A 25,687-nucleotide genomic window follows, 5' to 3' on the forward strand; every position below is an offset into this window, starting at 1 on the left:
GGTTTCTGGCCGCCCGGCGAAAGGCTAGTTGGACAGTTCCATGAAGCGGGGCAGGGATTTGACCAGATTCAGCCCCATGCGCAACTGGTTATCCCTGGCCAGCAGTTCCTTGGCGTCCGAAGTCTCTTTGGGCGCGGACGCGTTGCTGTCGGGGTTGTCCAGATGTTTGGCCAGATTGGCCTCGCGGAAGTCGCCCAGCAGGGGCTCTTCTTCCGTGTCCGGCATGGCCAGAGCCAGCTCCACATCGGGTTCGATGCCTTCGGCCTGGATGGAGCGGCCGCTTGGCGTGTAGTAGAGGGCGATGGTCAGCTTGACGGCCGAGCCGTCGGACAGGGGCATGATGGTCTGCACCGAGCCTTTGCCGAATGTCCGTTCGCCGACCAGAATGGCCCGCTTGCGGTCCTGAAGTGCTCCGGCCACGATTTCCGAGGCCGAGGCCGATCCGGCGTTGATCAGCACCACCACCGGGCAGGTCAGGTCCGCGGGCTGCTTGGAGGCCGTTTCATCCCGTCTGCTTTTGGGATCGCGGCCCTGAGTGTAGACGATGAGGCCGTCACGCAGAAACATGTCTGCCACGGAGACGGCTTGGTTGAGCAGTCCGCCGGGGTTGTTGCGCAGATCCAGAACAATGCCTTTGAGGGGGGTGGCGGCCGTGTATTCCTGTATCTTGCGGCGCAGGTCCTCCGTGGTGTTGGCCTTGAAGTCGGTCAGGCGGACGTGCAGGTAGCCCGGCTCCAGCTCTTTGGTCTTGACGCTGATCAGGGGAATGATGCCGCGCACGATGGTGATTTTTTCCGGCACCTGGGAGTCTTTGCGCAGGATGGTCAGCACCACGGGTTCGCCCTTGGGGCCGCGGATTTTGGATACGGCATCCTCCAGAGAGATATCCATGGCGGACTGGCCGTCGATTTCCACAATGGTGTCTCCGGGCTTCAACCCGGCCTTGTCCGCCGGAGTATCCTCGATGGGCGCGATGACGGTCAGCCGCTTGTCGCGCACGCCGATCTGCACGCCGATGCCGCCGAATTCACCCTGGAATTCCTCCTGCATCATCTTGAACTTGTCGAGGCCGATATAGGTGGAGTGAGGATCAATGGAATTGAGCATGCCCTGGATGGCTCCGTGGATCAGGTCCGTGCGGTTCACTTCCTGGACATAGTTTTTCTCGATGAGATCCAGCACCTGGCTGAACTGTTTGAGCGCTTTGTACTGATCGGTGTCCCTGGTCTGGCTGGACGAAGCCGTGCCGCAAAGAATGATCAGCAGAAGCATCGTGCCACAGATATGGCTGAGACGCATGATATCCTCCCCCAAAGAATGACGAAATATATTGAAATCACGAAAAATCACGAATCCGCGCCGGCATGTGCCACCCGTGTTTTTTCATCACGATTGCAACCAATTCAACGGATTGACGGCTTTCTGCCGGAAACGCAATTCAAAGTACAGTCCATTGCCGCCGGCCGCCGGGTAAAAACCGCATACGCCGATCTGCTGGCCGCGCTCCACTTCCCGTCCGACGGTGACCTGGGTTTCGGACAGAAACGCGTACAGGGAGTAGTAGTCCTCGCCGTGAAAAATAATGACCACCTGCCCGAATCCGCGCAGCTGGTCGTTATGCACCACCTTGCCCCAGGACATGCTGCGCACCGGCGTACCCGCGGGCAGGGCCAGTCCGACACCGTTGCTGCCCGGATTCTTATCCGGAGCGAAGGAGACCACTCTTTTTCCTTTGGCGGGCCAGGCCAGTTTCCCCTGCAGTTTGGAAATTTTTTTGGTGGATTGCAGGCTGATCTGATGCTTCAGTCTGGCGATGGAGCCCGCCAGATCGTGGAGTTCCTTTTCGCTTCGGGCCTTTCGGGCGCGGACCTCCTTTATCTCTTTCTGGAATCGCCCTTTCTTTTTGTCCAGGCTGGCGCGGGAGGCCTTGATTTTCTCCAGCTGGGCCGCGACCCTGGCCGCATTCTGGTCCAGCGCCGCCTGTTCGTCGGCCACGGTCTGGCTCTGGCGTTCGATGTCTTCGCGCAGAAGCCGGGCCTCGCGGTACAGGGCGGAAATCCATTCCTCCTCGCGGTCGGCCGAAGCCCACTGCTCCGGAGCGGAAAGGCCCCGGTCCCTGGCGGACAGATAAATGGGCCACAGGGTACGCAGCAGAACGGCCAGATGCGAGGCGGTTTCTTCCCGTTCAGCCAGAAGAGTCGTCAACTGCCGCGCTCCCTCGTCCTGCTTTTTTTCGAGCTGCTCCAGTTCCTGTTCCAGGCGGGCCAGTTCCTCTGCTGAACCTTTGATGGACGTTTCCAGATCGGCCAGGTTTTTGTGCAGGGTACGTTCCTTTTCCGTGAGGGCGTGCACCGCTTTTTTCTGGTCGGCCAGCTGCTTGTTTTTTCTGGTTATTTCGCTTTCCAGATCGGCCCAGGCGGAACCGGCCGCAAAAATGAGCAGCAGGAGCGGAAGGAAGATGCGATTCCAGACCAAGGCGGGCAACCAGCCGGAAAGCATGCGGTTCATGGGCGTTCTGGATGATGCTTTTTGCCTGGGAGGTCAAGGTTCGCGGTCAAGAAACGGAGCCAGCGGACAGCCCGCGCAACGGGGCGTTTTTTTGGCGCACCACGTTTTTCCCACCCGGACCAGCAGGGCGTGGAATTCATTGAACAGCGGTGTGTCCGCAGGCAGCACGTCCATGAAGTAATCGCGCAGTTCCTCGTACCCGATGTCTTCGGGCACCAGCCCGTGCCGGTTCAGGATGCGCCTGGTGTAGGCGTCTACCACGAAGGAGGGAAAATCGAGGGCGTAGAGCAGGATGGAATCGGCCGTTTCCGGTCCGATGCCCGAGATGTCGAGCAGCCGGGCTCGCAGGGTGCTCATGTCCCGGGAGCGCAGTTCCTCCATGTCGAGGTCGCAGGTTTCGTGCAGGAAGTGGAGAAAATTGCGGACGCGCCGGGCCTTGATCCGGAAAAATCCGGCCGGGCGGATGAGTTCGGCCAGGGCCTGTTCCGGCAGTTCGTACAGGGCCGGGGGGTGCAGAAGGTTTTCGGAGCGCAGGTTGTGCAGGGCCTTTTCCACGTTCGTCCAGGCCGTGTTCTGGGTCAGAATGGCTCCCAGGGCGATCTCAAAGGGCGTTTCACCCGGCCACCAGTGGCTCGGGCCCAGTCCGGCCAGCATGGCGTCGTGGACGCCAAGGAGCAGGGCTTCGCGTTTCATGCGCGGAACAGGAGCAGAACCCAGTCCTGGGCGCGGGTGATTTCCGGCTCGGGCAGGCCCTGTTTCATGTAGGCTCTGGCTAACCGGTCGGCCTGGTCCTGGAGGATGCCGGACAGCATGAGCACGCCGGGCCGGGCCAGACAGGCCGCGATACCTCCAGCCATGTCCACCAGCGGATTGGCCAGGATGTTCGCCAGGATCAGGTCGAAGCGGCCACCGGCGGCCTCAATGCCGCCCGTACGCAGGTCCAGCAGTTTTTCCACGCGGTTCATGGCCGCATTTTCCCGGGCGTTGTCGATGGCTACGGAATCGATATCAAGCCCCAGACCCGTCAATCCCAGTTTGGCGGCGGAGATACCCAGAATGCCCGAGCCCGTGCCCAGATCCAGAAAAGTCTGGCCGGGCCGGATGCGTCCCTCTTCAGCCAGGCGGACCAAGCCGTGCAGGCACAGGGACGTGGTCTGGTGGTGCCCGGTGCCGAAGGCCATCTTGGGTTCGATCAGGATGGGCTCGGCCTCTTGGGGCGTATCCGCCATCCATGCCGGAAGCACGACGAAACGCGAGCCGATGGGGATGGGCGTGAAATACTTCTTCCAGGCGCTGGTCCAGTCCGCGTTGTCCACGGTGTCCGTTTCCATGCGGAGAGCAGGACAGGCTTGGTGCAGCACGGCCTGAAGCCCGGCGGACTGTTCCGGCCGGTCGAAATGGACGGTCAGGCGGCGCAGCCCGCCCTCCGTTCCATCATCCTGCCAGCCCCAGAGCGCGTGCAGAAAAAGCAGCCCCGTCAGCAGATCTTCGTGATCAGGAGGAAAAAAAAGGCGCAGGCGGGAAAGTTTACCGGTCATGGGAACCTCGACTCATTCCGGAGAAGCGGGGGAGTCCGCGCGGCCGGACAGGATTTCATCCAGGGCCTGGGCGAAGCCTTCCAGTTCCCGCTGGGTGATGACGAGGGGCGGCAGAAGGCGCAGCACCGTTCCCTGGGTCAGGTTCAGCACAAAGCCTTTGTCCAGCAGGGCGCGCCAGATATCGGCTCCGGGCCGGGCAAGCTCGATGCCGACCATGAGGCCGAGGCCCCGGATCTGGACAATCTGTCCTGGGTGCCTGTCTTTGACCCGTTCAAGTCTGTTCCGGAACCACTCGCCAAGGCTGGCGGCCTGCTCGCAGAGCCCGTCGCGTTCGATGATGTCGATGACCTTGGCGGCCACGGCGCTGATCAGGGCGTTGCCGCCGAAGGTGGTGCCGTGGCTGCCGGGCGGAAATCCTCCGGCCACCTCCTCGGTGCACATGACCGCGCCCATGGGCAGCCCCCCGGCCAGAGCCTTGGCCGCAGTGATTATCTGGGGCTTGAGGCCGAAATGCTGATGGGCCCAGAACTTTCCGGTGCGGGCTATGCCGGTCTGGATTTCGTCGACCATGAGCAGGACTCCGCGATCCGCGCACAGCTTTTCCAGTCCGTGGGCATAGTCTTCGGGAAGCGGGATGACGCCGCCCTCGCCCTGGATGGTCTCGACAAGCACGGCGGCGGTGCGTGGGCTCATGATCCGCTCCATCGCCGTGAGATCGCCGAAAGGGGCCAGGGCGAAACCCTCGGGCAGAGGGCCGAAATGGGTCTTTATCTTGTCCTGGCCCGTGGCGGTCAGGGTGCCCAGGGTCCTTCCGTGAAAGGAGCCGGACAGGGTGATGATTTCGTACCTGTCCTCTCCCCGGACCTCGCGCATGAACCGCCGGGCCAGCTTGATGGCCCCCTCGTTGGCCTCGGCTCCGGAATTACAGAAAAAGACGCGCTGGAGATGCGTGGTGGCCAGAAGCTTCCGGGCCAGTTCCACCTGCTCTTCCTGATAGAACAGATTGGAGGCGTGTACGAGCTTTCTGGCCTGGGCGGCCATGACTTCCGCCAGTTCGGGGTGACAGTGCCCCAGATTGCAGACCGCGATTCCCGCCAGAAGGTCCGTATAAACCCGGCCTTCGGGCGTATACAGTCTGGTGCCCTGGGCCCGGCTGACAGCCAGGGGGTAGCGGCCGTAGGTCCGGCACAGCAGGGCAGATTCGTTCTTTTTGATGTCTTCGGTATTCATGGCTGCGTTCTCCATGCGGGAATCGGGTTATGCCGTCAACAAAGGGCCGGGGCTGCCGGGCGCGCGAAAATCTTTTCATCCGCCCATATGGTGCCCGGCGTCAATCGATGAATTCCGGTCCGGGCGTCACCCGGAGGATTCGGATGGTCCGGCCCTGTTTCTGCATGAATGCCCGCGGGCGGGAAAAAACTGCCGCATTTCCGCAAGGAGGCATTCATGGGTTTCACCTCATCCATCCATATCGGGGCGTCCGGCGTCATGGCCCAGCAGGAGCGCATGTCCGTCATTTCCGACAATATCGCCAACCTGAACACGGTGGGTTTCAAGTCCTCGAACATGCTCTTCAACAACCTGATCAGCAAGCAGCTTACCGGGGCGGACGCGGGCAACCAGGTCGGCCAGGGCGTGGGCGTGAGCTCCATTCTGCCCAACATGTCTCCGGGGGCGCTGGAATCGACCAACACGCCCACGGATATCGCCGTCGGCGGGAAGGGCTTTTTTCTGGTCTCCCCGGACAACGCCAAAACGACCTATTACACCAGGGCGGGGAATTTCCGCTTCGACGCGGATGGCTATCTGCGCGATCCGCAAGGCCATATCCTTCAGGGATACAGGATGCCCGCGACCTCCATGCTGCACAGGGAGCAGATTCTGCCCAAAGCCGGAGCCGTGACCCTCGAAAATATCCGGCTGAGCACCCACGGAGACGCCGGCATCGTCTCTGAACCCGAAGCGACCACGGAAATACGCATGGCGCTCAATCTGGACTCCGGCGCGGAAGACCGGATCTCCCGCACTGAAAGCCCCTTTACGGCTTTGTTCGATTCCTGGGACGCCACGCGGGAAGAGCCCCTCGGCGCGGAGAAAAGCGCCTATTCCTCGGCCCTGAAAATTTACGACGCAAACGGCACGGCCCACGCGGTGACCGCCTATTTCGACCCGGTTTCCGGCATCGCCGGGGATACCGCCGGACACCGCGTCTGGGAATATCTGCTTACCGTGCCGCCTTCTTCGGACGGCTCGGGACTGAACGCCAAAAAGGGTATTCTCATGGCCGGGACCCTGACCTTTTCGCCATCGGGCGAGCTGGTCAACATGACCGCGTTTTCCGGGACGTCCGACGACAAGGCCAACTGGCGGCCGGTTTCCTTTTCTTCCGACGGCTACCCGCAGGTTCCGGTTCATCTGGCCGGCAGCGCTCCCACGGCCATTTCTCTGGACATGGGGCTTCGTTCCGACAGCGGGTGGAGTATGCCCGAGGGAGCATCCATGGCTGGCCTTGGCGCCACTCTGGATAGTCTTCCGGGGATGGGCGGCGTGCAGAGGCAGGTGCTGGCCCTGACCAATTTCAGTTCCGCCTCGAGCACTATCTACCAGTCCCAGAACGGGTACGAGCGCGGCCTTCTGAAAACCGTGTCCGTCAACAGTCAGGGAGTGCTGACAGGCTACTTCTCCAATGGACAGTCTCAGGATTTGTACAAGATTCCGCTGGCGGATTTCGTCAATCCTCAGGGCCTGTTCAGGGAAGGGGGGAACCGCTTTTCGGCATCCAGAGATTCGGGAGCGGCCACGCTGGGATGGGCCGGAGACGGGAGGCTCGGGCTGGTGGCGGGTAATTCTCTGGAGAACTCCAACGTGGATCTGGCCACGGAGTTCGTGAACATGATCATCACCCAGAAAGGCTTCGACGCCAACAGCAAGGCCATCACCACGGGAGATCAGATTATCCAGACGGCGATCCAGATGAAGAAATAGCGGCCGGGTTCGCCGCGGGCCCGGATTTTCACGGCCGCCGGACGCGATCCGTACGGGTTTCGGACAGAAACTCCGCGCGCTGCCTCCATTTCCGTCAGACGTATGTCTCGCCATGGGCGACGACGGCCACGGGACCGTGAATCCAGGCCCGGAAGCCGTCTTCGCTTTTCTCCACCCGCACGCCGATATCCTGGCCGCTGGGCTGTCGGATGCGCATGTCGAGGGGAAAAATTTTCCCCTTGCCCAGCCACAGCGCCAAAGCCAGGCTTCCTGAGCCGCATCCGGTTTCCAGATGCGTGGAGTCCGTGGCACGCACCCAGACCACCGGGCGGATGGCGCGGTCTTCGTGCCAGATGCAGCCCACGGCCTCCTGATCCAGACCGTATTTCCGGCGCAGTCCGGACGCCTGGGCGGCCCAGTCCGCCGGGAAGGGATGCGTGGTCTGATCCAGGCACAGATGCGTGATGCCCGGCAGGGAAACCAGCCCCACACCGGGAGCCAGCTCTGCCGCCATCTCAGGCGAAGACGGCAGGGGCATCCGGGCCCAGTATTCATGGCCGTGCGGGCCGGAAACAGTTTTTACCCGCAGAACCTCCTCCACGCCGGAAACGGAGATGTCCGCGTGCAGGGAGCCATCCGTTTCCTTCATGAACAGGGCCGGGTTCTCGCGGAGCATGACCGCGGCCGCCGCGCGGCAGGCGTTGCCGCAGAATTCTCCGCCCATCATGTCCAGCCGCACGGGCCGGACATGCAGGTCTAGATAGCCCACCTGCTCGGCCTGAAGATGATGGACGTCCATCAGCCGTCTGGCCGTCGGCGCCCGTTCCCCGGCGGGCACGGGATCCAGAATCAGAATGGTCGAATTGCCGCCGGGGCTGAGCTTGAAGAATCGAAGGCCGCGCATTGCGCTCTCCTTGTGTGTGTTGATCCGCATCCGTTGCAGGCCGGTTCCGGAAGGGGAAGACGGCATTGACCATGTCCGTGCTCGGGGATAGGCGTTTCTTTTTCACGCCAACGCCAAAATGACATGACATCATTCCTGAACGCCATCCTGCTGGGCATTGTGGAGGGGTTGACCGAATTTCTGCCTGTTTCCTCCACCGGACACCTGATCATCGCCGGGCACCTGCTCGACTTTACCGGCCCCAAGGCCGAGACCTTTGAAATTTTTATCCAGCTCGGGGCCATTCTGGCCGTGGTCGTGCTCTACTGGCCGACCTTTCTGGGGCTGATCCGGCCGTCCGACCGCAGATTCAGCGGCCTGTACGGCCTTTGGCTGCTGTTTCTGACTTCTCTGCCCGCAGCGCTTCTGGGCTTCGTAGCCCATTCCTTCATCAAGGAGCGGCTGTTCAGCCCCATGGCCGTGGCCCTGGCTCTGGCCGCAGGCGCTGCGGCCATTATCGTGGTGGAGCGTCTGCCCGCCCGCAATGCCTGCCGCAGTCTGGATACGCTCACCCCCGCTCTGGCCTTGGGTGTGGGCTGCTTTCAGTGCCTGGCTTTGTGGCCCGGATTTTCCCGGTCCGCATCCACCATCATGGGCGGCATGATTTTGGGCGTGGAGCGCCGCACCGCCGCCGAATACTCCTTTGTGGCGGCCGTGCCCCTCATGTTCGCGGCCACTTCCTACGACATGCTGAAAAGCTGGCACCTGTTCACCCCGCAGGACCTGCCGGTGCTGGCCACGGGTTTTGCCGTTTCTTTCGCGTCGGCCTGGCTGGCCGTAAAAACCTTCATCGCCCTTCTGGGCCGCCTGACCCTGCGGCCTTTCGCCTGGTACCGTCTGGTCGTTGCGGCCATGGTGGTGTGGGTGTTCTGGCCATGAACGGCGTTGAGCACGAGGTCAAATACCGCCTGGCGGACCATGCCCGCGTCGAGGAACTGCTGCGCCGGAAGGCCGCACCGCGCGGCGGGTGGCATTTCGAGTCCAACATTCTGTACGACTGCGGCGGCGTTCTGTGCGATTCCCGGCGCGTTCTGCGTCTTCGCCGCACGGAAGACGCCGTTACTCTGACCTACAAGGAGCCCGCAAGCGGCCCCTCCGGCATGAAAAACCGGCGGGAACGGGAGTGCCGCGTGGCTCCGGCGGAAGAGATGGACGGAATTCTGCTTGGTCTGGGGTACAGACCGTGCCTGGAGTACGAAAAGTTCAGGGCGGTCTGGAGCATGGATTCCGCCCTGGTTTTTCTGGATATTCTTCCCGTTGGATATTTCCTTGAGATTGAAGGGGCGCCTTCTTCCGTGAGTGAGGCCGTCAGCGCCCTGGAACTCGTCCGGATGTCTCCGGAGCGCGAAACCTACCCGTCTCTGGCTCGCGTCTGGATCGAGGAAAACGGCGGCGGCCGATGTATGTTTCCTGCCGCGCAACGGGCCGCCCTGGGGCGGACCCTCGGCTGCCGAATTTTCACTCAAGGAGAATCCCATGCTGACTGAAACTCATCTGGAAAAGTACGCCCGCGTTCTGTTCTGGGGTATGCAGAAGGCCCGCGTCACGCCTTTTTCTCCGGGGGACGTGGTGCTGGTGCGCACGGATATTGCGGCCCTGCCCCTGGCCGAGAAGGTCCAGGCCCTGCTCCTGGAGAAAAGGCTTTATCCGGTGGTGCGCATCAACCATCCCAGCTTTCTGGAGAAAGGATATTATTCAGGGGCCGACGATACGCTGCTGTCCAGGAATCCTCCGGGAGAAGAGGAGTTATACGCGTGGACGAGCGGGCTCATCTCCCTGCTGGCTCCGGATTCCGTCACTCATCTGAGCGGCGTGAATCCGGCGAAAATCGCGGTGGCCACCCGCGCCAGAAAGCAGCTCCACGACATCCTTGACCGGCGCGAGTCCAAGCGGCTTTTCGGATGGACCCTGTGCCTGATGCCCACTCCTGCCTTGGCCTGCAGCGCGGGCATGACGGAAGACCAGTATGCCGGGCAGATCATCCGGTCCGCCTATCTGGACGAAGAAGATCCCGTGGCCAGATGGGAGGATTTTTTTCAGCGGGCCGAAACGGCCAAGGCCTGGCTGAACCGGATGGCCGTGGATCATTACCGGGTGCGGTCCGCGTCCACGGATCTCAAGATATATCCGGGCGCCCAGCGACGCTGGATCGGGGTTTCCGGGCACAACATCCCGAGCTTTGAACTTTTCACCTCGCCGGACTGCCGCAGGACCGAGGGTGTGTTCCATGCCGATCAGCCGTGCTACCGCAACGGCAACCGGGTGCAGGGGGTGACTCTTCGCTTCTGGAAGGGCCGGGCGGAGCTCGTCTCGGCGGAAGAGGGCGGGGAATTTGTGCGCGCCCAGTTGAGCATGGACGCCGGAGCCTGCCAGTTGGGCGAGTTCTCTCTGACCGATAAACGCTTCTCGCGCATCGATGCCTTCATGGCCCATACACTTTTTGATGAGAACTACGGCGGAGAGCATGGCAACTGCCATGTGGCCGTGGGATCGTCCTACGCGGACACCTACGCGGGCAGTCCGGAAGAATTGACCGCCGAAAGGAAAAAGGAGCTGGGCTTCAATGATTCGGCCCTGCACTGGGATCTGGTCAACACGGAACCCAAGACCGTGACGGCGATGCTGCAGGGCGGCGGGAGTACCGTCATCTATGAGGACGGCATGTTCCGCGTCCCGGATGAAGTATAAAAAGGCGGGACGGCGCCTTTCGGGCGCCTGAAAACTCAGCCGCTGTCCATCGACAGACCGGCCTGATACTCGCGGATGGCCGCAAGAGTCTGCTCACAGACATCCTTAAGCTCAGCGTGCAGAAGGGCGAGACGATCCGTCTCCCGATTCCGGATGGCCTGTTCCAGCGCCATGGCGGCCTGCTGCAGGGGGACGGCTCCCACCGTGCTTGCGGAGCCTTTCAGGGCGTGGGCCGCGCGAGCGGCCTGGGTGAGATCCTTGTGGGCCAGGAACATGCCGATTTCCCCGACATTTTTTTCAGCGCTCCTAGCGAACAGATGAAAAAGATCCGCCAGAAGCTCCGTGTCTCCCGACAGGCGCTCGAGAGTTCCCGCAACGGTCAGCAGCGGCGTTTCCGCCGTGTCAGGTTCCAGGGAGATGCCGAGCATGCCGAGAATACGGGAATTTTTCATACTTATGCTTGCCTCCGGTCCCTGTCTTTGTAATCATTCTTCCCAACCTCACGCAACAGCAACAGGACCCGATAGTTATGGAAGCCATGTCCTCCAATCTCGAAGATTATCTCGAGACCATCTTTTCCCTGGAAGCGCAGCATTCAGAGGCCCGGGCCAAAGACATCGCCGACGCCATGGGCGTGCAGCGGGCCTCGGTGACCAACGCACTCCAGAAGCTCTCCCTGCGCGGCCTCATCAACTACCAGCCTTACAATGCAGTGACGCTTACGCCCGAGGGTTTCCGCACAGCCTCTCGTATTGTGCACCGGCACAAGGTGCTGTTCGACTTTCTGCACACATTTCTCCGGATTCGTCCCGAAATAGCCGAGGATACCGCTTGCAAACTGGAGCACCACATCGACGACGAAAGCCTGGAGACCCTGACCCGCTTCGCCCGCTTCATCATGACCTGCCCCAGAACCGGCAAGGACTGGCTGGAAGCCTTCACCCGCACCTGCAACGAAGGGGACATCTGTTCCGACTGTGAAGGCTGTATCCGCTCCTGCCTGGAGCGCCTGGACAGCAAGTGCGGCTGATGCCGCGGTGTTGCCTTCGTAATCCTCCGCTCCAAGAAAGCCCTGCCCTGAGAGGTCGGCCGCGCAAAAGAATCAAACGGAATCCTTTTGCCGTGAGGAATGCGTGAATACCATCGTCAATGTGCGCCAGATGGGTCTGCAGGACCGGGGTGTGATCAGGGCCGTCAGCGCACGCGGCGAGCTTGGCCGCCGCATCCGGGATATGGGGCTGGTTCCGGGTACTGAGATCAGCGTCGTGGGCCGTGCGCCGCTACGGGATCCGGTGGCTCTGCGTCTGCGGGATTACACTCTGACGCTGCGCAACAGCGAGGCGGATTATATCTCCGTCGAACTTTTTTCCGCCGAGCGTCCCGGCCGCCGCGGCGCGCGGCACGGCGCGCCCGGAGAGAGCAGTCAGGGCTGCGGCGGATGCCGTCATCAGGTGCAAGAGCCATCTTCCTCCCGCAGGACACTGGATGAGCTGAAAGAGGGAGAAAAAAGTGTCGTGAGCGGTCTGGCGCAGCCTCACTGCCGCCATACGGGCCGTCTCATGGCCATGGGCTTTATTCCGGGCACCGAAGTCCGGGTGCTTTCCGGAACTCAGGACATCCTGATGGTTCAGCTCCATTCCAGCCGTCTTTGTCTGTGCCGGAGCATGGCTCAAAGCGTGCTGGTCGATGGTGACGCTTCCTGCCCGCAAACCGCCTCTGTTCTCCCGGAATAGCCGCCTGCTTTTGCCGGGCGAGGGCGGCCCGGCCTGAAATTGTCAGAAACGGGCCTTTGTCCGGTTTGGAAACGGGCGGGGTCTTTTTCCGGCCTTTGATGAGATGCATTTCCCTGCCGGGAGAAAATCCGATACAGGCCGTTTCATGCCGCCCCGCTACATCGTGCACGAAATCCATACGGGGATGTTTCCGGTGTGCAGCGTTCTCATCCATGGGCAGCGGCACCAACTGCTTTGGGACACGCTCAGCCATCCCCGGCACTTGTCCGCCATTCGGCCCGCTCTTCATAAATCCTGTCTGGTGGCCTACAGCCATGCGGACTGGGATCATGTACAGGGAACGGCCGCTCTGGACTGTGCCGTGGTTGTCGGGCACCGGGAATGTGCCCGGCGTTTTGAGTGCGAGGCGCCCCGGACCCTGCGCGACCTCCAGGCCCGGGAACCCGGCATGTGGGACGGCGTGCACCTTGTTCCGCCGACGGTCATATTCGACGGGCAGCTGGACCTCGACCTTGGCGGGTGTACCGTGCATCTGCGGCATCTGCCCGGTCATACGCCGGATTCCATCGTGGCTTTCATTCCGGAATTGGCACTGCTGCTGGCTGGAGACGCGGCGGAACTCCCCTGCCCGGACGTTCCGGAGAACTGCCATCTGGATGGCTGGATTCACGGTCTGGAATACTGGGAGAGCCATGACGGAGTACGTTATGTCATTCCCTCTCATGGTCCTGTCGGCGGCAGGGAAATCCTGAGCCAGACGGCGGCTTATCTGAGGGCCCTGCGTGACGGAGCTCCTCTGGACCTGCCTCGCGATGCCAGCGAATTTTACATGCGTACTCATGCGGAAAATCTGCGCCATTGCGGTCTGGCTCCGGGTAGCAGGCCATAGAACATAATTCCCGCATCAGGAGAAAATCATGAAAGCCGTGTTTCACATTGATTTAAACGACGAGAATATTTTCCGTCTGGCTCTGACCAACGCGGAAAATCTGCTCAAAGCCCGGCCCGAAACCCAGACGCACCTGCTGGTGAATGGTCCGGCCGTGAAATTCCTTTGTCCGGCCAATGGTAGTGATGCCTTGGGCCGTGCCGAAAAACTGCTGCGACAGGGGGTGAGCATCCATGTCTGCGAAAACGCGCTGCGCGCTTTCGACATATCCAAGGAGGAACTCCTGCCCGGCTGCGCCACGGTTCCGGCAGGGGTCGTGGCGCTGATTGAATTACAGCAGCAGGGCTGCGCATACATAAAACCTTGACGCCGGGCAGATGTGAGTCGCCTTTTGCGGCTTGATTGGCCGGGTAATTTTGTGTTCGTGCCGGAGCCATCCATTGTTTCTGGCGGACCGGATGCAGCGATAAAATCTGTTCCGCAGGCATTGCTGTCCGGCTAAGGGATAAGAAAAGAGTCCAAAATCTCAGCGATGTGTGGTAAAAGAAATCACCACAACATCTTGCCACACAAGGAGATTCTGGACTTGAGTCACCATAATACACTATTCTCCCAGACGCTATCTCTGATTCCCAGACATGTTTTTCAGAAACTCGAAAGACGGCACAAAACCGGGCGCTCGTCGCGTCAATTCGGTTTCAAGGAGCAGTTCACGGTCATGGCCTTCATCCAGCTTGCCGCAAGACGTTCCATGCGCGATGGCCTGCGCTGCCTTGAGGCTGCGGGAAACCGCCTGTATCACTGGGGACTGAAAAACGTGGCCCGCTCGACCTTTGCTGACGCGAACAATTCTCGCCCCGTAGGCTTTTTCAAGGATCTGTTCGCCGAGATGTACGGCCTGTGCGCCGCAAAAGCCCCGAAGCACAAATTCCGTTTCAAATCCAAATTGTTCAGTCTGGACGCCACCACCATAAAGCTTTGCCTGTCGCTTTTTCCCTGGGCCTCGTTTCGGCAGGCCAAGGGCGGCGTCAAAGTACATACCTTGCTGGATCACGATGGCCATATCCCGGCTTTCGCAACCGTCACCGACGCCAAAATCCATGAAAGCCGCATAGCTCAGGCTATGGAGTTGCCCAAAGGCTCCATCGTGGTCTTTGACAAGGGCTTCACCAGCTATCCCTGGTTTCGGCTCCTCGGGGCAAAGGGCGTCTTTTTTGTGACCCGGCTCAAGCGCAACGCCGTTTTCAAACTCCTGGAGCGCCGCCTCGTGAATCGCAAGACCGGCGTTACTTCCGATCACATCATTGAAGTCTCCAGCCGGGGAAAATCCTTACGCTTGCGCCGTATCGGCTATCGTGACCAGGAAACCGGGAAACACTACGAATTTTTGACCAACCATTTCCGGCTTTCGGCGAAAACCATCGCCGACATCTATAAAGACCGCTGGCAAATCGAGCTCTTCTTCAAGGAAATCAAACAAAATTTGCGCATAAAGACCTTCGTCGGCAACTCGGAAAACGCTGTCCTGATCCAGATTTACACGGCCCTGACGGTTTACCTGCTCCTCGCGTACCAGAAATTCCTCAGCCGTCTCGGACTCTCCGTACAGCAACTCTTCCAGCTCATTCAACTCAACCTGCTCGGCGAGGCATCCTTGGATGAACTCCTGAATCCCAGACGACGAAAATTCGATAATTCATATAACTTCAAACTGTTAGATTACATCGCTTAGCCGGACAGCAATGATGAAAAAACTAAATTTTTTTCTGAAAAACGGGAACCTTCGGGGGCGGGTACTGTCAGACAGCTGCCCCTCCCGCCGAATATTGCGGCATTTGACCAGTCGTTGGGGGATCCTGGTGCTGGTGACCCTCTACACAGGAACAAAACGATTCGGGGAATTACGGCGTGAAATAGAAGGTATCAGCGAACGCATGCTCACGCAGACACTACAAAATCTGGAGCAGGATGGCATGGTGTACCGTCATGATTTTGATAGCATGCCACCGCATGTGGAATACTCGCTGACAAATTTCGGCAAACAGGCCGCGGAACATCTTAACACCCTGGTAGACTGGCTGGAAGAAAATATGGAGGAAATTCTGGCGGAAAGCAGACAGCATGCTCGAACTTGAGCTGGCAGGCATTTCCTTTCACGCCGGAAAAAATTTTGGATGGCTGGAGGCGGACCTGCGACCGGAGAACGCCGCTGATCCGGTTTTCAGGGCTTTACGGCCCCCGGAAGCCGGATCGTTTTATGGGAAGGAAGACCCCGGATTTCTCCGGGGCGGATATTTTCCGCCGGTGCTATCCCGGAGAAAAGACGTCATGCCCGTGCTTCGATGCGGGCTCCGGTTTCATCCGAAAAAACGAGCATAAACCCGCGCGGCACCTCCACATGCACGTCCATGCCGTCGGAAACATCGGCAAAGCCGGGAACCCTGGCCTGGATGCGCAAGATCTTCTCGCCATCCCCTTCATCCGGCACCTGAAGATAGAGCAGCATGGAGCCGGGCAGCAGATGGCATCCCGCGACCCTGGCCCGCACGGCATGGGAAGAAGCGGCGGCCTTGCCCGCTGAAATCCGCACTGCGTCCGGGCGGAACATGAGGGATACTCCAGTCCCGTCCGGCAGGCCGGGGAGATCGACCCGCCCCAGCACAGTCCGGACGCCTCCGTCCCGGACGGTGCCCCGAAGCGTGTTCATCTCGCTGAAAAAAGCCGCCGCAAAGGCCGTGGCCGGCCGCGTGTAGAGTTCCCGGGGCGTGCCCGTCTGCACGACAAGCCCTTCGCGCAAAAGGACAATGCGGTCGCCCATGAACATGGCCTCCTCGGGGTCGTGGGTGACCATGACCGTGGCCACGCCGCTGTCCTTGAGTACCCGCACCGTCTGGTCCCGGACCTGCCCCCGCAGTCTGGCGTCGAGGCTCGAAAACGGTTCGTCCAGAAGCATGATCCGCGGCCCCGGAGCCAGAGCCCTGGCCAGAGCCACACGCTGCTGCTGGCCCCCTGAAAGCTCGTGCGGGAAAACCCGGGCCCGCGCCTCCAGGTCCACCCGCCTCAGGGCCGCGACGGCCTTCTCCCGCCGCGCGACCTGATCCCTCTGGTCCGCAAGGCCGAACATGACGTTTTCCATCACGGTCAGATGCGGAAACAGGGCCAGATCCTGAAAAACAAAACCGATGCCCCGCCGCTCCGGAGGAAGATGCTCCGTACCGCTGGCCACGATCCGGCCGTCGATGCGGATGCATCCCGCCTGAACCTCTTCCAGCCCGGCCACAAGACGCAGCAGGGTCGTCTTGCCGCAGCCGGAGGGCCCCAGCAGACAAAGCACCTCGCCCGCGCTGACTTCGAAGCCGACGCCGCGCAGCACCGTCTTTCCCCCGATGCGGTGCTCTATGCCCTCAAGATGCAGAGACATGATTCTCCTCCGGTGCGCCGCCGCGCTGGCCCGGCCTGGACCCGGCGATGGCGGTGCTGGCCAGAATGACCGGGCCGATACCCGCCAGCACGATGGCCAGGGATGAGCTGGCCGATTCCCTGAGCAGGCCGTCCGAGGCCAGCTCGAAAGAGCGCAGAGCCAGGGTGTTCAGGCCGAAAGGACGCATCATCAGGGTTGCGGGAAGTTCCTTCATGATGTCCACAAACACCAGCACCCCGGCCGTGAGCAGGCTGCCTTTCATGATCGGACCGTGTACCCGGAAAAGCGTCCTTCCCGGAGACAGGCCGAGGGTCCGCGCCGCGCCGTCCATGCTGGGCGTCACTTTCTGCAGGCTGGCGTCCACCGTGTTGACGGCCACGGCCAGAAACCGGACCACATAGGCGAAAACAAGAGCCGCCCAGGTGCCTGTCAGCAGCAGACCCGCGTTCACATCGAAATATTTCCGGATCAGGGTGGCCAGAAAATTGTCCGCGGCGGTCAGAGGCAGCATGATGCCGAGGGCGATGACCGCGCCGGGCACGGCATATCCGAGGGATGCCGCCTGCACGGCCGCGGCGGTTAGCCTGCCGGGAACCAGACGTTTTCCGTAGGCCAGCACCACCGCCACGCCCACGGCCAGCACCGAGCCGATGCCGCCTAGGGCCAGACTGTTCATGGCCATGCCCAGATAGCGCTTGTCCACGAAATCCAGAGTCTCCCAGGTCCACAGGATCATGGCCCCCACCGGGAGCAGAAACCCCAGCAGCACCGGCACGGAGCAGGCGCATACGGCAAGGCAGGACTTGATCCCGGTCAGCCGATAGCGGGGAAGCTGGCGGTAATACCCCGTGGTATGGCTGACGCGGCCGCGCCGGGAAGTGCGCTCCAGCACGAGCAGCGCGAGAATGAACAGCATGAGTACGGCTCCGAGCTGCGCGGCCACGGCCGGTCTGCCCTGCCCCAGCCAGGTGCGGTAAATTCCGGTGACAAAGGTGTCCACGGCGAAGAAGCTGGCCAGGCCGAAGTCCCCCAGCGTCTCCATGAGCACGAGGGCCAATCCTCCGGCCACGGCCGGACGGGCCAGAGGCAGGGCCACGCGCCAGAACGCGCGCCACGCGCCCAGGCCGAGAGTGCGGCCGGCGTCAAGCACGCAGACGGATTGCTCCAGAAAAGCGGCCCGGGACAGCAGATAGACATAGGGGTAAAAAACCAGGGTCATCATGACGGCCGCCCCCGGCAGGGAGCGTATCGACGGGAACCAGTAGTCGGCGGCGGTGCTCCAGCCGAAAAGGCCCCGCAGAAAAACCTGCGCCGGCCCGTTGTATTCCAGCAGGCCGGTGTAGGTGAAGGCGATGACGTAAGACGGTATGGCCAGAGGAACGATCAGGGCCCACTCGAAAAAACGGCGCAGGGGGAAACTGTTCATGCAGACCAGCCAGGCCGTGCCGACGCCCAGAATGAGAGAACCCGCCCCGACCCCGCACATGAGGGTCAGGGAATTGAGGACATAGCGTGGCAGCACCGTGGAGGCCAAGTGCCGCCAGACATCCAGGGAAGGCGTGAAGAGAAAGGCCGCGATGGTCGCGACGGGAGCGGCCGCGAGAACGGCAATCCCCAGTACGGCGGCTTTCCAGGATTTCACGCCCGCCCCTCGCATGACGCTAGAGTATGTTTGCAAACTTTATAACCAGCGTGGATTCGTATAGTTTTTGTATATGTGCTCTACCGACATTTCCGATGAAACCTAGCAACGGCTTGAGCCTTTTCTGCCGCTCGAGGGTTCACCCAAGGGTGGTTGTCCGGCCAAAGATAAACGAACATTCATAAATACAATCATCTGGTTGCTGCGCACCGGCGCTCCCTGGAGGGCTCTGCCGGAAGAGTATGGGGCATGGAATGCCGTGTATTCCCTCTTTCAGTCCGTCATAGCCTTTCCAGCAGTCGGAATGGATAATACCCTCAGGCAAAACCTTACCCCTGATGATGGCCTGAAGCGTTTTGGCCGGGCAGTCCGTGACCAGATCTCTGTGTAAACGGCTCCATCAAGCTCATAGATGCCGAAGACCGGTTGTTTAAGCGTGCCCCGGCCTCTTTTTCGGGGGGCGGGCCGTCCACGAACCCGGACGGGGCCAAAGAAGCTTTCATCAACCTCAACTACGCCCAGTATTTGCTCTTTTTTGGATACCTGGTGGAGATAAATCAACCACCTGAAGGCCAGAAGGTACCTGTTCACGGTTTTTCTGTTCAGCTTCAGGAGCAGAGCGGTTCTGGCAGCGTCAATGTCGATGCAAAAGCATTCAATAATTTTTCCGACTTTGTATCGACTTAACCTGCTGTTTTCACACATTTTTCTAGCCTATCAGACGATAGTCTGACTAGACCCAATTCATTTTCAATTCAGGGTAAAATCGCTCCCACCTCGGGGATACTCCGGCCGCGGTATTCCATATAGTGCTTGGAGTTGCCTGTCCGGGGGTATTGCAGCCCCATAATGGATTCATGCCGGAGTCGTTCATGCCTCATAAGTATATGAAACTTGGCCGCCATTTCCGCGCGCTGCTCCTGCTGGCGGGTCCTATTCTCTTATCCCAGTACGCATATCTCGCTTCGGGCATGGCCGATACAATCATGTCCGGAAGCCTAGGCACCGTGTATCAGGCCGGCGTGGCCGTGGGATCCGCCATATGGGTTCCTGTGCAGATGTTCATCACAGGCACGCTTTACGGCGTCATGATCGTAGTTTCGCAGCACCATGGCGGCGACCGGCACGATGAACTGGCCGCCACGGGACGTCAGGGGCTCTGGCTCGCCCTGATGCTCGGAGTGGCCGGGATGGGGCTACTGCTACTGGTTCCGCCCAATCTGACGCTTTTTGGCGTCACGCCAGATGTAGCCGAACAGGCCGCAGTTTATCTGAACTATCTCGTATGGGGTCTGCCCTTTTCCAGCCTCGCCATTGGCATGCGCTTTTACTGCGACGGGCAAAAAAATGTGCTGCCCGCCACGGTTATTTCCATCATTACCGTTCTGGTCAATATCGTACTCAACTACGGCCTGATGTTCGGCAACCTGGGCATGCCCAGCATGGGCGTTGCCGGCACCGGCCTTGCCACGGGCATCAGCATGGCGCTCTCAGCACTGCTCTTCGCCGCCTATGTGAGCATCACCCCGAATTATCACCATCGACGCCTGCTGTCATCGTGGGCACGCCCCGTCCGGAAAAATATTGGCGCATTGGCGGCCGTGGGGTTGCCCATAGGCATCGCCCTTATTTCTGAATTTCTTGTCCTGTCAGCCATTGCGCTGTGCATCAGCACCGGAGGGGCCGTCCCCATCGCCGCCCATCAGATTTCCTTTAACTTCATGATGGTTCTGTTCGCCATTCCTACCAGCATTGCCATGGCGACTAGTATTCTGGTCGCCAACGAACGGGGAAAGGGCAACCGCAAGGGTGAACAGGAGGCCGTCTTTACTTCCGTGGCCGCCGGATGCGGCGTCGGGCTGGCGTTGACCATAACAATGTGGCTCTGTGCGGAAGCTATGGCGGGGGTGTACTCCGGTGATGGCGCCGTTATCAGCCTAGCCACGAGCATCCTGATGGTCGCGGCGCTGTTCCAACTGGTCGACGCGGTGCAGATATGCCTCAATGGAGCGTTGCGAGGTATTGAGGACACGGTGATTCCTTTTCTTATCACCAGCGGCACCTATTGGCTGCTAGCCTTTCCTCTGGGCTACGCCCTTTCTGGCATGCCCCTGCCTTTCGGCTTGCGTCGGTTCATTCCTAACTATGGGGTTGTCGGCTGGTGGTTTGCGCTGGTGATCGGCATCACGCTGGTAGCCCTGCTACTGGGACGCAGGGTTGTCAGGCTATTTTTTAGCAACAGGGGGGGCTGACGCCCGCGCCGGGGTTCATGATTCTGCATCGGAGCCCTCGCACTCGGGCGTATGAGCTGTTCGCTTGGCTATTAACAATTAACAACGGAAGGAAAAGAATGTCGTACCACAGATCCGCGGGGCAGAAACATCCAAAGCATGTGCTTAACCAAACCCGCCGGGGCATTGCGGCCCTAGCCCTTTGCCTGACCCTAGCCGTTCCGGGTGGAACGCTGGCCGAAGACACGGCCACTGAGGAAAAAGAAAACTACCTGCTCCCGGCCGTTATTGTCACAGCTGGCAAACGGGCTACGGATGTGCAGAAAACGCCTTCTTCCATCTCAGTCCTCACAAGCGAGAAGCTTGAAGACGCCAAGGTGGACACCATCGAACGCGTCATGCAGCGGGTTCCCAACCTGAACCTCAGCCCCTTTATCGGCGGTGCGAGCCTGATGTCCTTCCGCGGGGTGACCACATCACCCGGCACGTCCACGAGCCCCATTGTCATGTATGTGGACGGCGTGCCGGTGGATACGTACTTCAATCTGGACGCACCGCTCATGAACGTTGAACGCGTGGAGGTTCTGCGAGGCCCCCAAAGCGCCATCTACGGCAAAAACGCCATGGGAGGCGTCATCAACGTCATCTCTCGCAAGCCGGACAATGAATGGCATGGCGGCATACAGACCGAGTACGGCTCCTATGAGACTTTCAAGGTCGGCGGAACCATCAGCGGCCCCATTGTTGAAGACAAGCTTTTTTTCTCGATTTCAGGCCGACACGACACCTTTGACGGCTTCATGGAACACGACGATACGTCCGACGGCAACAAGGAGCGTGTAGAACGACTCAAAGGGCAATTGCGCCTTACTCCTACCGAGGACACGGAATTCAACTTCCACATAAACTACACAGCCCGCCGCGACGGCTACTCCAATGCCGTTTGGAGCGACAGCCCCACGCTGGACTCTCCGCTCAATGACGACGACTATCTTGATTCCGACATTCTTAATATGGCTCTCACAGCATCTGTGAACTTTGAGCCCCTTACCCTGGAATCCATCACGACCTTCCGCAGCGAGTTTCTGGACTACGCCTGCGACATGGCGTTTGTGTACAATCCATTGAGGCTGAATCCTCTGGGAGCCCACGCAGAGTATTTCGATACCGGCCGCAAGAACGATCGCAAGGAATTCACGCAGGAGTTGCGCATCAAATCCCCGGACGGCACCGACGGCGTAACCTGGATGGCCGGACTGTTCGGCGGCTATACCGACATGCACATCCGCAGCGTATACAGCGACGGCAAAATTGATAACTATCCTATTCCCATGCTTGGGGTCACTACTGCCGTCATGTACCAGAATCAGCCCAGCCGCGAATACACGCAGGATTATGCCGCCTTCGGCGAACTGAGCGTTCCCCTGACCTCGAAACTGCGAGCCGTCGGAGCTTTACGCGGCCAGTATACGCACAAGAAAATCAACATCCGCAACGATTCCACCATGAGCCTTCCGGCCTTCGGCATCTCGCAGCAACTGGCGAAAGTCGCCAAAACACATGACGATTCCTGGCTGGAGCTTCTACCCAAATTTAATCTCAGCTATCAGTTTACCGACGATTTCATGATGTATGCGGGGGTTAACCGCAGCTTCATTCCCGGCGGCTTCAACAACGTAAGCGCCACCGGTATCGACATGAAATACGATTCCCAGATCGCCTGGAACTATGAACTCGGCACAAAAACAGAATGGTTCGACAAAAAACTCCAGCTTAACGCGGCCCTTTTCTATTCTACCTTTGATGACCTCCAGGTCTTCAAATACGACGCTGCTTCGCGCCAGTATCTGAGCAGCAACGCCGGCTCCGCCAAGAGCTACGGTTTCGAGGTGGATGCCTTGGCGCGTCTTCTGCCTGGTCTAGATGCCGAAGTCGGCTTCGGTTACACCAATGCCGAATTTGACGACTATGTCCATAAAGGTGAGGACTATTCCGGTAACAAAGTTCCTTACACACCCGACTATACAGCCTCGTTCGCCCTTCAGTATCGTCACGAAGCAGGTATTTTCGCCCGCAGCGAAGTACTGCAGACAGGCTCTCTCTACTGGACCGAAGACAACGAACATCAGCGCAGCGACGTCACCCTTCTTAACGCCCGCATCGGCTACGAATATGAAGACTTCGGCGTCTATCTTTACGGTAACAATCTTACCAACCGGAAGTATTTCTCCTACTACACCCCCGTAACCAATATCGGCATGATGGCCCGTCCTCGTGAAGTAGGCGTGCAGGTGCAGTACACTTTCTGACCTGGTTTACTGGAACCTGTCTCCCGCCCGCTCGGGTTCTCCGCGGTGGGCGGAAATTTACCCACCCCGCAGAATGACCACACCTCATGGAAAATACAACAAAGCTAGGTTCAGACCTCATTAATTGAGATAGAATATGATGGAAGTGGCGAGGCTCAGAGCTGAAAAGAAAGTATGTGCACAGCGGTCATAACGCATGGCTATTCTACGCCAATCCTTGATTCTGCCAAACATGATCTCAATCTTATGCCGCTGTTTATACAGATCTTTGTCGTAAGAGCTGGGGCTCTTTCGGTTCTTTTTGGGAGGGATGCAAGGCGTAATGCCTCTGGTGAGCAGGGCGTCACGGAACCAGTCGGTGTCGTAACCGCGGTCCGTCAGAAGCTCCCTGGCCTCAGGCAAAGCATCCATAAGCAGGGCGGATCCTTTGCAGTCGCTCACCTGGCCTTCTGTGAGCGTCATGGCCAGAGGCCTGCCGTGACCGTCGCAAACAGCATGGAGTTTTGAGTTCAGACCGCCCTTTGTGCGTCCGATACAGCGGGAAAGAGCCCTTTTTTGAGCAGACTTGCTGCGGTACGATGGGCTTTGAGGTGGGTCGCATCGATCATCAATCGTCCGTCTTTTCCGGCTGTTTTTGCCAGCTCGGTAAAAATATTGTTGAAGACGCCCATCTGGCTCCAGCGCAGAAAACGATTGTACAGCGTTTTATAAGGGCCATACTCAGGCGGTGCATCTTTCCATTGCAGGCCATGTTTGATGACATAAATGATGCCGCTTATGACTTTCAGGTCATCGACGCGTGGAATGCCGTGTGAAAGTGGAAAGAAAGGCTTGATACGCTCCAGTTGTTCGGCGGAAAGGTAGAAAAGTTGGCTCATTACATCCTCCTTTGAGCACAACTAACCAACTTTCCTCATTTTGCAATTAATGAGGCCTGAGCCTACCCTGACATGCTGAGACGGGTAATAATGTCTTTCTGCCTAAGAATAAATTTGCCGGGCGTGCAGCCGTAGTGCTTGCGGAACGCCTTGATGAAATGGCTCACATTGGTATAACCCGCCTCCCATGAGCACTGGCTGACGTTGGATTCGCCATCCAGAAAGCGCTTGAAAGCATGATTGACGCGACAAAACTGCACGTACCCGCTGACGGTCATACCGAAAAGCTGCTTAAATCCCTTTTTCAGCTTGTACTCATTGAGGGTGAACATCTTGCTCAACTCCTGCAATGACGGCGGCTGCTCAAAAGAGCTCTCAAGCTGGTGCTTAACAAGGGTCAGCTGCGCCACATCCTGCTGACTAAGAAGCATCGGCGCTACCGCACCGGACAGCTTTTGCAGAGATTCAAGCGCAAGGGCAAGAAATTCAAGGCATGCTCCCCGCCTGTACATGTCTTTTGCCTGCCCTTTGACAGGCGGCAGGATCAGCCGCCTGCCAACCTCCAGCAACAGCAGCGGAGCCGTCACCACCTGAATAATGTGCAGCTTCTTGCGGTCAGACGTTCTGAGCAACCAAGGCTGCGCCGGATTTTTGCCGCACAGGCGCTCCAGCGTTTCAAAGCTTATGCAGATGTTGACCATCGAGAGTTCGCCTCGCTGAAAGACGGACTCTCCCCGCACAGTGGAATAGTGGTATACCGCGAGCTGATTTTGCCCTTGGGCGACCACATCCGGCGGGTCCGATTCAATGTATGTCGTGACCAGACCGGCCAAGCACAATGAAAAAACAAGGAACCGCGCCTGACTTAAAGGTATCTCCGTGGCGAACCGTACCTGTAATTCATTTTTTAAAATGTTATGTGGCAATACCTCAAGAAAAACGTCCGGAAACGGCTGGCTTCTTTCGGGAACAACGCCAGCTGCGCCATCTTTGTCCCGGCGGTAGGTCAGGCCTTTTCCCTGGGAAAAGTACTTGGAAACCTGTTCCGTGCACATATTCATGACATCACCCCCCACTTGCCTCCTTATGGCACCCTTTTTAGTCTCTACATACGTAGCTGATACCATTAGGGCGTGTTTGCAGACCTTATGACCAAGCTTGATTGGTGTAGCTTTTGGACATGTGCTCTACTGACATTTCCGATGAAACCTGGCAACGGCTTGAGCCTTTTTTGCCACTTGAGGGTTCGCCCAAAGGTGGTCGTCCGGCCAAAGATAAACGGACATTCATAAATGCGATCATCTGGTTACTGCGTACCGGGGCTCCCTGGAGGGCCTTGCCGGGAGAGTATGGTTCATGGAATGCCGTGTATTCCCGCTTTCGGCGTTGGCAGATAAAAGGTTCCTGGAAAGCAGTCTTTCTCGCTCTGGCGTCTGACCCCGATCTCGAAGCGGTGATGATTGACGGTACGTACATCCATGCCCACAAACACTCAGCCGGCGCAAAAGGGGGCAGCACAGACAAGCTCTGGGCCGCAGTCGCGGAGGTTTTACCTCCAGGCTGCATGCACAGGTAGACGCGCTCGGCAACCCTGTATCGTTTTTCCTCACAGGAGGTGAATGCGCAGATATCACTGTTGCGCCACAATTACTCGAAGGGGTTTGCGATTGTACTGTTATTGCCGATAAAGGCTATGACAGCGAGCCGTTGGTTCAACTTCTTGAGGCAAGAAGCTGTACCGTAGTTACTCCTCCACGCTCAAATCGTAAAACACCTCGTCGGTATGATCGGCATCTTTATAAGGAAAGGCATCTTGTTGATAAAATCAAAGAGTACCGCAGAGTAGCAACACGTTATGAAAAGCTTTCCCAGACCTTTCTCTCTTTCATTTACTTGGTAGCTTCAATGATTTGGATCAAATA

At 59.1% G+C, this 25,687-nt stretch carries 22 protein-coding genes and 5 pseudogenes; 15 read left to right on the top strand and 12 right to left on the bottom strand.

Annotation, left to right across the window (positions count from 1 at the left end; genetic code table 11):
* Positions 1-24: 24 nt before the first annotated feature.
* The 5 genes from AXF15_RS03745 to AXF15_RS03765 form a co-directional block, all read right to left on the bottom strand.
* Complete coding sequence (locus AXF15_RS03745; protein ID WP_066608646.1) at positions 25-1,299, bottom strand: S41 family peptidase; 1,275 nt, start codon at positions 1,297-1,299, stop codon at positions 25-27.
* 87 nt (positions 1,300-1,386) lie between these two features.
* On the bottom strand, positions 1,387-2,508 hold the full coding sequence (locus tag AXF15_RS03750; protein ID WP_066603495.1) for a murein hydrolase activator EnvC family protein: 1,122 nt from the start codon (positions 2,506-2,508) through the stop codon (positions 1,387-1,389).
* A 33-nt stretch (positions 2,509-2,541) separates the two neighbouring features.
* Entirely contained in the window at positions 2,542-3,201 is a 660-nt protein-coding gene (locus AXF15_RS03755; RefSeq protein ID WP_066603499.1) for an endonuclease III domain-containing protein, read from the bottom strand.
* A complete protein-coding gene (locus AXF15_RS03760) occupies positions 3,198-4,046 on the bottom strand; it encodes a 50S ribosomal protein L11 methyltransferase (protein WP_066603500.1) in 849 nt (282 codons plus the stop codon). The genes AXF15_RS03755 and AXF15_RS03760 overlap by 4 nt, the downstream gene beginning before the upstream one ends.
* 12 nt (positions 4,047-4,058) lie before the next feature.
* Positions 4,059-5,276 (bottom strand): aspartate aminotransferase family protein, encoded by a 1,218-nt coding sequence (locus AXF15_RS03765; RefSeq protein ID WP_066608649.1) that lies wholly within the window; start codon positions 5,274-5,276, stop codon positions 4,059-4,061.
* Between the two features lie 216 nt (positions 5,277-5,492).
* On the opposite strand from AXF15_RS03765, the gene AXF15_RS03770 reads away from it, so the two are divergent.
* Positions 5,493-7,031: a flagellar hook protein FlgE gene (locus tag AXF15_RS03770; protein ID WP_169793589.1), complete on the top strand. Its 1,539-nt coding sequence runs from the start codon at positions 5,493-5,495 to the stop codon at positions 7,029-7,031.
* Positions 7,032-7,125: 94 nt separating this feature from the next.
* On the opposite strand, the gene AXF15_RS03775 is transcribed toward AXF15_RS03770, so the two are convergent.
* Positions 7,126-7,935: a histidine racemase CntK family protein gene (locus tag AXF15_RS03775; protein WP_066603506.1), complete on the bottom strand. Its 810-nt coding sequence runs from the start codon at positions 7,933-7,935 to the stop codon at positions 7,126-7,128.
* 123 nt (positions 7,936-8,058) lie between these two features.
* Here AXF15_RS03775 and AXF15_RS03780 point away from each other — a divergent pair, with 123 nt between their 5' ends.
* From AXF15_RS03780 to AXF15_RS03785, 3 genes are read left to right on the top strand one after another with little or no spacing between them, the layout of a single operon-like run.
* On the top strand, positions 8,059-8,853 hold the full coding sequence (locus AXF15_RS03780) for an undecaprenyl-diphosphate phosphatase (protein ID WP_066603507.1): 795 nt from the start codon (positions 8,059-8,061) through the stop codon (positions 8,851-8,853).
* Positions 8,850-9,461, top strand: coding sequence for a class IV adenylate cyclase (locus tag AXF15_RS13375; protein WP_151192275.1), 612 nt, complete (start codon positions 8,850-8,852; stop codon positions 9,459-9,461). Before AXF15_RS03780 ends, AXF15_RS13375 begins: the two co-directional genes overlap by 4 nt.
* Complete coding sequence (locus AXF15_RS03785; RefSeq protein ID WP_066603510.1) at positions 9,451-10,662, top strand: aminopeptidase; 1,212 nt, start codon at positions 9,451-9,453, stop codon at positions 10,660-10,662. The genes AXF15_RS13375 and AXF15_RS03785 overlap by 11 nt, the downstream gene beginning before the upstream one ends.
* Before the next feature lie 35 nt (positions 10,663-10,697).
* Here the strand turns inward: AXF15_RS03785 and AXF15_RS03790 are convergent, their stop codons facing one another.
* Entirely contained in the window at positions 10,698-11,114 is a 417-nt protein-coding gene (locus AXF15_RS03790) for an Hpt domain-containing protein (protein ID WP_066603511.1), read from the bottom strand.
* Positions 11,115-11,200: 86 nt separating this feature from the next.
* On the opposite strand from AXF15_RS03790, the gene AXF15_RS03795 reads away from it, so the two are divergent.
* The 7 genes and pseudogenes from AXF15_RS03795 to AXF15_RS03820 all read left to right on the top strand — a co-directional run bounded on the left by AXF15_RS03795 (position 11,201) and on the right by AXF15_RS03820 (position 15,419).
* Positions 11,201-11,692, top strand: coding sequence for a metal-dependent transcriptional regulator (locus AXF15_RS03795; protein WP_236884824.1), 492 nt, complete (start codon positions 11,201-11,203; stop codon positions 11,690-11,692).
* Positions 11,693-11,822: 130 nt separating this feature from the next.
* Positions 11,823-12,023, top strand: a pseudogene (locus tag AXF15_RS14490) (FeoA family protein); the annotation flags it as partial.
* A gap of 129 nt (positions 12,024-12,152) precedes the next feature.
* Positions 12,153-12,395: pseudogene (locus AXF15_RS14495) on the top strand (FeoA family protein); the annotation flags it as partial.
* Positions 12,396-12,540: 145 nt separating this feature from the next.
* Positions 12,541-13,284: an MBL fold metallo-hydrolase gene (locus tag AXF15_RS03805; RefSeq protein ID WP_151192276.1), complete on the top strand. Its 744-nt coding sequence runs from the start codon at positions 12,541-12,543 to the stop codon at positions 13,282-13,284.
* A gap of 28 nt (positions 13,285-13,312) precedes the next feature.
* Entirely contained in the window at positions 13,313-13,651 is a 339-nt protein-coding gene (locus AXF15_RS03810) for a DsrE family protein (protein WP_066603519.1), read from the top strand.
* A gap of 165 nt (positions 13,652-13,816) precedes the next feature.
* Positions 13,817-15,016, top strand: a complete 1,200-nt coding sequence (locus AXF15_RS03815) for an IS4 family transposase (protein ID WP_236884822.1) — start codon at positions 13,817-13,819, stop codon at positions 15,014-15,016.
* Positions 15,017-15,026: 10 nt separating this feature from the next.
* A complete protein-coding gene (locus AXF15_RS03820) occupies positions 15,027-15,419 on the top strand; it encodes a winged helix-turn-helix transcriptional regulator (RefSeq protein ID WP_211259007.1) in 393 nt (130 codons plus the stop codon).
* Positions 15,420-15,610: 191 nt separating this feature from the next.
* Here the strand turns inward: AXF15_RS03820 and AXF15_RS03830 are convergent, their stop codons facing one another.
* Positions 15,611-16,705, bottom strand: coding sequence for an ABC transporter ATP-binding protein (locus tag AXF15_RS03830; RefSeq protein ID WP_066603523.1), 1,095 nt, complete (start codon positions 16,703-16,705; stop codon positions 15,611-15,613).
* On the bottom strand, positions 16,689-18,347 hold the full coding sequence (locus AXF15_RS03835) for an ABC transporter permease (protein WP_211259008.1): 1,659 nt from the start codon (positions 18,345-18,347) through the stop codon (positions 16,689-16,691). Before AXF15_RS03835 ends, AXF15_RS03830 begins: the two co-directional genes overlap by 17 nt.
* A gap of 124 nt (positions 18,348-18,471) precedes the next feature.
* Between AXF15_RS03835 and AXF15_RS14500 the strand changes: the two are divergent.
* Positions 18,472-18,567 (top strand): annotated as a pseudogene (locus AXF15_RS14500) (hypothetical protein); the annotation flags it as partial.
* A gap of 54 nt (positions 18,568-18,621) precedes the next feature.
* Here AXF15_RS14500 and AXF15_RS14505 read toward each other — a convergent pair.
* Positions 18,622-19,052 (bottom strand): annotated as a pseudogene (locus AXF15_RS14505) (IS1595 family transposase); the annotation flags it as partial.
* A gap of 167 nt (positions 19,053-19,219) precedes the next feature.
* On the opposite strand from AXF15_RS14505, the gene AXF15_RS03845 reads away from it, so the two are divergent.
* Positions 19,220-20,599 carry an MATE family efflux transporter gene (locus AXF15_RS03845; RefSeq protein ID WP_066603529.1) on the top strand — a complete coding sequence of 460 codons (1,380 nt, stop codon included), beginning with the start codon at positions 19,220-19,222 and terminating at the stop codon, positions 20,597-20,599.
* A gap of 98 nt (positions 20,600-20,697) precedes the next feature.
* Positions 20,698-22,887 (top strand): TonB-dependent receptor, encoded by a 2,190-nt coding sequence (locus AXF15_RS03850; protein WP_066603531.1) that lies wholly within the window; start codon positions 20,698-20,700, stop codon positions 22,885-22,887.
* Between the two features lie 120 nt (positions 22,888-23,007).
* On the opposite strand, the gene AXF15_RS13385 is transcribed toward AXF15_RS03850, so the two are convergent.
* Both AXF15_RS13385 and AXF15_RS03865 read right to left on the bottom strand, forming a co-directional pair.
* Positions 23,008-23,765 (bottom strand): IS5 family transposase gene (locus tag AXF15_RS13385; protein ID WP_236884825.1). Its coding sequence is split into 2 segments (ribosomal slippage): positions 23,008-23,432 and positions 23,432-23,765, totalling 759 coding nucleotides; the frame shifts between segments, so codons are not numbered across the junction.
* 62 nt (positions 23,766-23,827) lie between these two features.
* Positions 23,828-24,826 carry a helix-turn-helix domain-containing protein gene (locus AXF15_RS03865; RefSeq protein ID WP_169793592.1) on the bottom strand — a complete coding sequence of 333 codons (999 nt, stop codon included), beginning with the start codon at positions 24,824-24,826 and terminating at the stop codon, positions 23,828-23,830.
* Positions 24,827-24,945: 119 nt separating this feature from the next.
* Here AXF15_RS03865 and AXF15_RS13390 point away from each other — a divergent pair.
* Positions 24,946-25,670 (top strand): annotated as a pseudogene (locus AXF15_RS13390) (IS5 family transposase); the annotation flags it as partial.
* Positions 25,671-25,687 lie beyond the last annotated feature (17 nt).

The organism is Desulfomicrobium orale DSM 12838, from assembly GCF_001553625.1.
In the GTDB taxonomy this organism is placed as follows: domain Bacteria; phylum Desulfobacterota; class Desulfovibrionia; order Desulfovibrionales; family Desulfomicrobiaceae; genus Desulfomicrobium; species Desulfomicrobium orale.

Coding starts and splice junctions, on each gene's coding strand:
- AXF15_RS03745 (WP_066608646.1), bottom strand. CDS start 1,299: ATGCGTCTCAGCCATATCTGTGGCACGATGCTTCTGCTGATCATTCTT.
- AXF15_RS03750 (WP_066603495.1), bottom strand. CDS start 2,508: ATGAACCGCATGCTTTCCGGCTGGTTGCCCGCCTTGGTCTGGAATCGC.
- AXF15_RS03755 (WP_066603499.1), bottom strand. CDS start 3,201: ATGAAACGCGAAGCCCTGCTCCTTGGCGTCCACGACGCCATGCTGGCC.
- AXF15_RS03760 (WP_066603500.1), bottom strand. CDS start 4,046: ATGACCGGTAAACTTTCCCGCCTGCGCCTTTTTTTTCCTCCTGATCAC.
- AXF15_RS03765 (WP_066608649.1), bottom strand. CDS start 5,276: ATGAATACCGAAGACATCAAAAAGAACGAATCTGCCCTGCTGTGCCGG.
- AXF15_RS03770 (WP_169793589.1), top strand. CDS start 5,493: ATGGGTTTCACCTCATCCATCCATATCGGGGCGTCCGGCGTCATGGCC.
- AXF15_RS03775 (WP_066603506.1), bottom strand. CDS start 7,935: ATGCGCGGCCTTCGATTCTTCAAGCTCAGCCCCGGCGGCAATTCGACC.
- AXF15_RS03780 (WP_066603507.1), top strand. CDS start 8,059: ATGACATCATTCCTGAACGCCATCCTGCTGGGCATTGTGGAGGGGTTG.
- AXF15_RS13375 (WP_151192275.1), top strand. CDS start 8,850: ATGAACGGCGTTGAGCACGAGGTCAAATACCGCCTGGCGGACCATGCC.
- AXF15_RS03785 (WP_066603510.1), top strand. CDS start 9,451: ATGCTGACTGAAACTCATCTGGAAAAGTACGCCCGCGTTCTGTTCTGG.
- AXF15_RS03790 (WP_066603511.1), bottom strand. CDS start 11,114: ATGAAAAATTCCCGTATTCTCGGCATGCTCGGCATCTCCCTGGAACCT.
- AXF15_RS03795 (WP_236884824.1), top strand. CDS start 11,201: ATGTCCTCCAATCTCGAAGATTATCTCGAGACCATCTTTTCCCTGGAA.
- AXF15_RS03805 (WP_151192276.1), top strand. CDS start 12,541: ATGCCGCCCCGCTACATCGTGCACGAAATCCATACGGGGATGTTTCCG.
- AXF15_RS03810 (WP_066603519.1), top strand. CDS start 13,313: ATGAAAGCCGTGTTTCACATTGATTTAAACGACGAGAATATTTTCCGT.
- AXF15_RS03815 (WP_236884822.1), top strand. CDS start 13,817: ATGTGTGGTAAAAGAAATCACCACAACATCTTGCCACACAAGGAGATT.
- AXF15_RS03820 (WP_211259007.1), top strand. CDS start 15,027: ATGATGAAAAAACTAAATTTTTTTCTGAAAAACGGGAACCTTCGGGGG.
- AXF15_RS03830 (WP_066603523.1), bottom strand. CDS start 16,705: ATGTCTCTGCATCTTGAGGGCATAGAGCACCGCATCGGGGGAAAGACG.
- AXF15_RS03845 (WP_066603529.1), top strand. CDS start 19,220: ATGCCTCATAAGTATATGAAACTTGGCCGCCATTTCCGCGCGCTGCTC.
- AXF15_RS03850 (WP_066603531.1), top strand. CDS start 20,698: ATGTCGTACCACAGATCCGCGGGGCAGAAACATCCAAAGCATGTGCTT.
- AXF15_RS03865 (WP_169793592.1), bottom strand. CDS start 24,826: ATGAATATGTGCACGGAACAGGTTTCCAAGTACTTTTCCCAGGGAAAA.